This window comes from Sphingobacterium sp. SGL-16 (assembly GCF_011043515.1).
In the GTDB taxonomy this organism is placed as follows: Bacteria; Bacteroidota; Bacteroidia; order Sphingobacteriales; family Sphingobacteriaceae; genus Sphingobacterium; species Sphingobacterium litopenaei.
In genome coordinates, this window is record NZ_JAAKGQ010000085.1 from 1 (window position 1) to 5,955 (window position 5,955).

Below are 5,955 nucleotides of genomic sequence, written 5' to 3' on the forward strand. Positions count from 1 at the left end.
TTTATTCTTGACCTTAAGTGGCATAAGTTGGCTCTAGAAGGTGAATACCCCCATTATAGTATACTTAAAAGTATACTAAATATCAATCTAAACTAACAGCAAAATAGATAAGATATATTCAAAGGATACCAGAATCTCCATTTGGACAAGTTAGACCAAGAAAAGTAGGGCTCTACCCAACTTCCGCTTGCTCAAATGTCTTGCTCAAATGTCTTGTCCTAGAATCACAATATTTTGCTTCGCAATCGAAGAGCGGAGATAACTTTCCGATCTAGTTTATAAATTATTAGCGAAACTTTTTCAAGAAACCGAACATTCTAATGGTACTACTTTTCGAGTCCTTCCTAAAGTCTAGTTCACATACAATGGGTCTATCATAATAGATAGACATTTGACGAATTACTTGATGATCCTGATGGAATCCCGGCCAGATAATTTTTTATTTGGAGTATGTGTCCAAAAAAAGTTTCTTAATCAGGAATACCATGGAAAAAAACATTATTTCAAGGCAGATTGTCAATCCACATGCAGCAGGGATTGATATAGGCTCCAAGATGCATATTGTTGTTGTTGATTAGAACTTGGAAAATTTGCATTCTTTTGAGATTTTTACTAAGGAACATCAGGAAATCATCAACTTTTTGCATAGCCATAACATTACGACAGTTGCTATGTAAAGAGCAGGCAATTACTGGCAGGCGCTTTTTAATGACCTTCAGCGATCAGGATCTGAGGTCATTTTGGTTTCGGCATTTTTATTTTTGTCCTCACCTTCAATGTCTTCCGTCTATATAATAGCTCATAATTCGGCGTCTTTTTTTGTTAATAATCCTTGCAATTAAGGTTGGTAGGATGGTTTGCCCTTATAAAGACTTTCCCTTTACACGCATTGGGATATCTTTTTATTATTTCACACGAAATAAAAGAAAATAAAATCGGGTTTATTAATGCAAGTGTGACTATTCAGGAGAAATCTGAAAATGAAACAAACCTTTATGATAGATTGATTGAAGAAAAAGATAAGGTTATTGCTCTTCAAGCCAAATACATAGCAGAACTAGAGGAAAGTTAGCAAATAAGTAGTATAAAGGGGAGCTTTTTGCTCTCCCTTATACTGATCACGATCGAGCAAACTCAATCAATGGGCCTATATCCCCTGCATCTGCTGCCCTTACTGCCTGTAAGTAGGTTACCCTTGTTTCTCCCTGATGTACAAGATTGGCAGCACCCCAGCTAAATACATTTTGTTTAAAAATTTTGTCAATGATGATATCGGCCATAAGCCGGCTATGTCTGCCATTTCCATTCGGAAAACAGTGGATGCTTACGATACGATGCTTGAACCTTAAAGCGATCTCTTCCGGCGGGTAGGTATTGTGTTCCACCCAATATAACGTGTCATCTAACAAAGTTCTTAGCTCAGGGCCAATTCTCCATCTGGCAATACCGATATTTTTTTCGGTATTACGGAACTGTCCTGCCCAAGACCATACATCACCATACATTTTTTGATGCAACTGGCATATGAAGGCTTCCCTTAGGATCTGATCTGGTCTCAATCTACGTTTAAGCACCCATTGTACAGCCTCTTCAATGTTCTGCTGTTCAAACTCATCAAGTTCACCCCGTGTGGATATGGTGTCAATCAGCAAGCCGTCTATTTCTTCCGGATCTAAGGGAGTCTGTCCTGGATTGTACTCGAAATCTAATCCCATAGAATCTTAGGCATTTCGCTTACTATTTCAGCGGTCCTTTCCTGTATCGCTTTTTCAATACGCTTCTTTGAATTTTCTTGATCTTCAAGTTTCATGGAATTTGAAGTACGTAATACGATCTGCATTGCTAATTCCTTCGCTTTCCGTTCAATCAACTTTTCAAGAGACCCGTCTTTTGGGACAAAACCATATACGAGTTGCATATCCAAAGCATGAGCTGTCTCTTTTAAGGATTTTAGAGATATAGTACCATCTTTTTCCCTTCGCTCCATATCTTGTACACTTTGTTTGGTAATGGATAATCTGTTTCCTAATTGTTGCATTGACATTCCTAGTGCTGTACGAATAGCACGAATCCATCCACTAGGAGGCATGGGAATGGTCTGAATATTTCTAAAAGCCTCTATTTTAGTGCTTAAATGCTGAATCTGTAATTTTTTCTTTATCATAAGTCAAGCTTTAATATGATAATAATAATTTAAATGTAAGGTTATAATATGACATATACAAACAAAAAGTAAAACTAAAGACTTACTTTATAACAAAATAGTAAGACTATAGATTGACATATAAAAGTAAAAAGTAAAACCCTAGGCTTACTTTACGAAGTAATAGTAAATCTATAGTATGACAAATGATAGGTTGATAAAAATAGAAATTAGACCATTAACCAGGTTGTCAAATGAATTTCAAAATAATAAAGGACAACAATATCTTTTATTATTATTTGCTTACCTTTGTTCTATCAAAGTAAGTCAAATTAAACACGTCATAAATAATGATACATGACATAGAAAATATTTTAGATATTCGTCAACTAGTAGATTCGTTCTATGGCAAAGTGAGAAAAGATCCAATAATTGGAAAATTGTTCAATGACAAAATTCAAGACTGGGATACCCATCTTGAAAAAATGTACCGATTTTGGCAAACAGTTTTATTAAATGATCACACGTATCAGGGAAGCCCTTTTGCGCTACATGCACCTTTACCCATAGAGAAAAGTCATTTTGATCGTTGGATACTTTTATGGAATGAGACAATTGACAATCATTTTACAGGAAAGATTGCTGAAGAAGCGAAATGGAGAGGCGATAAAATGGCAGCCATGTTTCTTTCAAAAATTGAGTATTATAGAAACAACAACGTGAAACCTATTCTTTGAGTATCTGAATAGGTAAATGGATAAATAATTTAATATCAATCTATGGAAAAAGCATCTATTTTTGAAAATATAACACACGGAGATAGTAAACCAGCAATTACTGTTCTTTTAAATACTAACACAATAAAAGAAGTTAGGATTGTTTTCCGGGAAAATCAGGAAATGAAAGAACACAAAGCCGGATATCCGATTGTAGTAGAAATAGTTGAAGGAAGCATCGACTTTGGGGTATTGGGTGAACGGCATATACTTAATAAAGGTATGTTGGTAGCCTTAGAAGCTTCGGTACCTCATGATCTGATCGCAATAGAAGATAGTATCGTTAGACTTTCTTTGCATAAATTGGACAATATTTCAAGGGTTGAACAGATCAGCAAATAACAATCAAATGAATATACCTAATCATTATTATGGAAAATAAAGAAAATACTTTTAGTTACGATACGCTTAGTGAAGCAGTAAATGATTTGCAGAAAAGAGGATATACAAAAGACTTCTTGATTCCTGACGGGAAAGAATGTATTTATTGTCAGGATCACTCATTGGAATTATCTCCGGATGAATTCCTTATCGATGAAATATACCGATTTGAGGGGATGTCGGATCCGGCAGATGAGAGTATAGTCTTTGCCATTTCTTCTGAAAAACATGAGGTTAAGGGATTAGTTATAAATAGTTTTGGTGCTGATTTTGGATACAGGTCATCGAAATTGGTAGAGGATCTCCACAGAAGGGCACAAAATAACAATTAGAATATGGGTATATTCTCCAAAACTTGCGAATATGCAATGAGAGCAATGTTTTACATTGCTCAAAGATCGCAAGAAGGCCACCGTTCTGGTATTAAAGAAATAGCGGAACATATAGATTCACCAGAACACTTCCTTGCCAAAATCTTGCAAAAACTCAGTAAAGAAGGGCTTGTCCAATCTATCAAGGGCCCAAATGGAGGTTTTTACCTGGATGCTAAAAGTTTAACCCGTCCTCTTGCTGATATCGTTACCACTTTTGAAGGGGAACAAATTTTTACCGGATGTGGTATGGGACTGAGTTATTGCTCCGAAGAAAACCCATGTCCTTTGCACAATGACTTCAAAGAAGTTCGTAACAAGATTACCCGTATGCTGATGGATACAACTATTGGTCAGTTCAATCATGAACTGATAAAAGGACAGCTTACATTAAACAAATAAAAAAATTTCACAAAATAGAAGACAATTTTATCTTCTATTATTAATATAGTTCAAAAAAATGACACAAGATCAAAAAAACCTCGTAAAAGCAACCGTTCCGGTACTTAAAGAACATGGCGTATTACTGACAACCCATTTTTACAAACGTATGTTCGGACATAACCCTGAGTTGAAACATGTGTTCAATATGGGTAATCAAAAAAATCAGAAACAGCAGACCGCATTAGCTATGGCAGTATTGGCTTATGCTGAACATATTGAAAATCCATCGGTATTATTACCGGTACTTGACAACATTGGTCATAAACATACCAGTTTGGATATACGTCCGGAGCACTATGCAATTGTGGGTAAACATCTGCTAGCATCTATTGGTGAAGTTCTGGGCGAAACTGCAACACCGGAACTACTGGAAGCCTGGACAATGGCCTATCAGCAATTAGCCACTTTGATGAGTGGTCACGAACAGAAAATTTATAACGATCAGATCAATAAAACTGGCGGATGGGCTGGCTGGCGACCATTTGTGGTAAAGGAAAAAGTAAAAGAATCTACCGAAATTACTTCATTTTATTTATATCCTTCGGATAATGGTGTGGTGGCTGATTTTCAGCCTGGTCAATATATCAGTTTGCGTTTATTTCTTCCGGAATTAAACTTACTTCAACCGCGTCAATATAGTATCTCCTGTTCTCCGAACGGTAAATACTACCGCATTTCGGTAAAACGTGAATCCGGTAACACACACCCTGACGGGATGATCAGTAATCGTCTGCACGATCACGTGAATGAAGGTGATCTTATTGATCTATCAGCCCCTTCAGGTGTCTTTGTACTAAATACTGAACTGTCAAGACCTAAGGTATTTATTAGCGGTGGAGTTGGACAAACATCACTTATGGCTATGCTGGAAGATTTGGTACAACGTAAAAATGAAGACGAAAGCACGCCAATCACCTGGATACATGGTTGTCGTAACGAGGCTGTACATGCCTTTAAAGATAGGTTGGCAGAAATCACAAATTCACATCTAAATATACGTCAACATATCTTTTACGATCAAGTGGAATCATTGGATACTTCGTTTTATCAAGGATGGGTTGAATTATCAAAGATAAAAGATCAAGTTATAGATCAACAGGCTGAATATTATATCTGTGGTCCCGGACCATTTATCTCAAAACATTATACTTTCCTTGTGGATAACAATGTACCGAAGTCGGCCATTCATTTTGAAGAATTCGGTCCTGCTTCATTACAGGTTAACTAAGTCTAGTTTAATTTGATTAAAATAACAGCTCCGGACATACAGATGTACCGGGGCTAGTTACATTAGAACCTTATCAAGTTAGGCCTCCTGAATCAAGTGTTGTAAATCGGGATCATTTTTGATACGTTCAATTTCGCTTTCAATAACATGGACAACATCAAATTTTATCTGTCTGTAGTTCGATTCAATATCCTCTTTCATTTTGTCCTCGCCATGTTCATCCACAAAGGATAGGATATGCGGTATTTTCTGATAAGATTTAGTTTCTGATGCTACTTTCTCGTTGTCAACAACACTTTGCAGTTTGGCTTCATCATTTTTGTAATTTCTTACGTTTTGATAGTAGCCTGTAACAGCATTATACGCTCCAAATAAAGTGCCTTTTGTGGTGTCCATTTGTTGTGTATCACTTATCATCGCATACGCAAAAGTATCTTCAACAACATTTTTGAATACGGTGGACATTTCATCTTCCGCTCCTTTTTGGAGTAAATCCAATGTTTCTTTATTCGGACAAAGTGCCAATTGGATTAATTTTTTAACCTCTTGGTCTGCTACTTTTACCTTTGTCCAACCATTGAAGATACTTTCTAGCTGTGTGCTTAACGTGTT

Annotated in this window: 9 protein-coding genes; 6 read left to right on the forward strand and 3 right to left on the reverse strand. The window is 36.4% G+C overall.

Annotated features, from left to right (window positions below; genetic code table 11):
* Positions 1 to 889: 889 nt before the first annotated feature.
* The gene (locus G5B32_RS16540) at positions 890 to 1,072 is read left to right on the forward strand and encodes a hypothetical protein (protein ID WP_206366942.1); all 183 of its coding nucleotides are present in this window, start codon (positions 890 to 892) and stop codon (positions 1,070 to 1,072) included.
* Positions 1,073 to 1,118: 46 nt separating this feature from the next.
* Here the strand turns inward: G5B32_RS16540 and G5B32_RS16545 are convergent, their stop codons facing one another.
* Together G5B32_RS16545 and G5B32_RS16550 are read right to left on the reverse strand one after the other, a co-directional pair.
* Positions 1,119 to 1,715, reverse strand: coding sequence for a mobile mystery protein B (locus tag G5B32_RS16545; RefSeq protein WP_165292604.1), 597 nt, complete (start codon positions 1,713 to 1,715; stop codon positions 1,119 to 1,121).
* Positions 1,706 to 2,164, reverse strand: a complete 459-nt coding sequence (locus tag G5B32_RS16550; protein ID WP_165292605.1) for a mobile mystery protein A — start codon at positions 2,162 to 2,164, stop codon at positions 1,706 to 1,708. The genes G5B32_RS16545 and G5B32_RS16550 overlap by 10 nt, the downstream gene beginning before the upstream one ends.
* A gap of 329 nt (positions 2,165 to 2,493) precedes the next feature.
* Here G5B32_RS16550 and G5B32_RS16555 point away from each other — a divergent pair, with 329 nt between their 5' ends.
* The 5 genes from G5B32_RS16555 to hmpA are packed head-to-tail and all read left to right on the forward strand — an operon-like array spanning position 2,494 to position 5,343.
* A complete protein-coding gene (locus tag G5B32_RS16555) occupies positions 2,494 to 2,880 on the forward strand; it encodes a group III truncated hemoglobin (protein WP_165292606.1) in 387 nt (128 codons plus the stop codon).
* A 42-nt stretch (positions 2,881 to 2,922) separates the two neighbouring features.
* A complete protein-coding gene (locus G5B32_RS16560) occupies positions 2,923 to 3,261 on the forward strand; it encodes a cupin (RefSeq protein WP_165292607.1) in 339 nt (112 codons plus the stop codon).
* A gap of 29 nt (positions 3,262 to 3,290) precedes the next feature.
* Positions 3,291 to 3,632, forward strand: coding sequence for a phosphoribosylpyrophosphate synthetase (locus tag G5B32_RS16565; RefSeq protein ID WP_165292608.1), 342 nt, complete (start codon positions 3,291 to 3,293; stop codon positions 3,630 to 3,632).
* 3 nt (positions 3,633 to 3,635) lie between these two features.
* Positions 3,636 to 4,073, forward strand: coding sequence for an RrF2 family transcriptional regulator (locus G5B32_RS16570; protein WP_165292609.1), 438 nt, complete (start codon positions 3,636 to 3,638; stop codon positions 4,071 to 4,073).
* Between the two features lie 58 nt (positions 4,074 to 4,131).
* Positions 4,132 to 5,343, forward strand: a complete 1,212-nt coding sequence (hmpA, locus tag G5B32_RS16575) for an NO-inducible flavohemoprotein (RefSeq protein ID WP_165292610.1) — start codon at positions 4,132 to 4,134, stop codon at positions 5,341 to 5,343.
* Between the two features lie 78 nt (positions 5,344 to 5,421).
* Here the strand turns inward: hmpA and G5B32_RS17180 are convergent.
* A partial coding sequence (locus G5B32_RS17180; RefSeq protein WP_206366943.1) for a DUF932 domain-containing protein occupies positions 5,422 to 5,955 on the reverse strand: 534 nt, incomplete at its 5' end.

Coding starts and splice junctions, on each gene's coding strand:
- hmpA (WP_165292610.1), top strand. CDS start 4,132: ATGACACAAGATCAAAAAAACCTCGTAAAAGCAACCGTTCCGGTACTT.
- G5B32_RS16550 (WP_165292605.1), bottom strand. CDS start 2,164: ATGATAAAGAAAAAATTACAGATTCAGCATTTAAGCACTAAAATAGAG.
- G5B32_RS16570 (WP_165292609.1), top strand. CDS start 3,636: ATGGGTATATTCTCCAAAACTTGCGAATATGCAATGAGAGCAATGTTT.
- G5B32_RS16545 (WP_165292604.1), bottom strand. CDS start 1,715: ATGGGATTAGATTTCGAGTACAATCCAGGACAGACTCCCTTAGATCCG.
- G5B32_RS16555 (WP_165292606.1), top strand. CDS start 2,494: ATGATACATGACATAGAAAATATTTTAGATATTCGTCAACTAGTAGAT.
- G5B32_RS16565 (WP_165292608.1), top strand. CDS start 3,291: ATGGAAAATAAAGAAAATACTTTTAGTTACGATACGCTTAGTGAAGCA.
- G5B32_RS16560 (WP_165292607.1), top strand. CDS start 2,923: ATGGAAAAAGCATCTATTTTTGAAAATATAACACACGGAGATAGTAAA.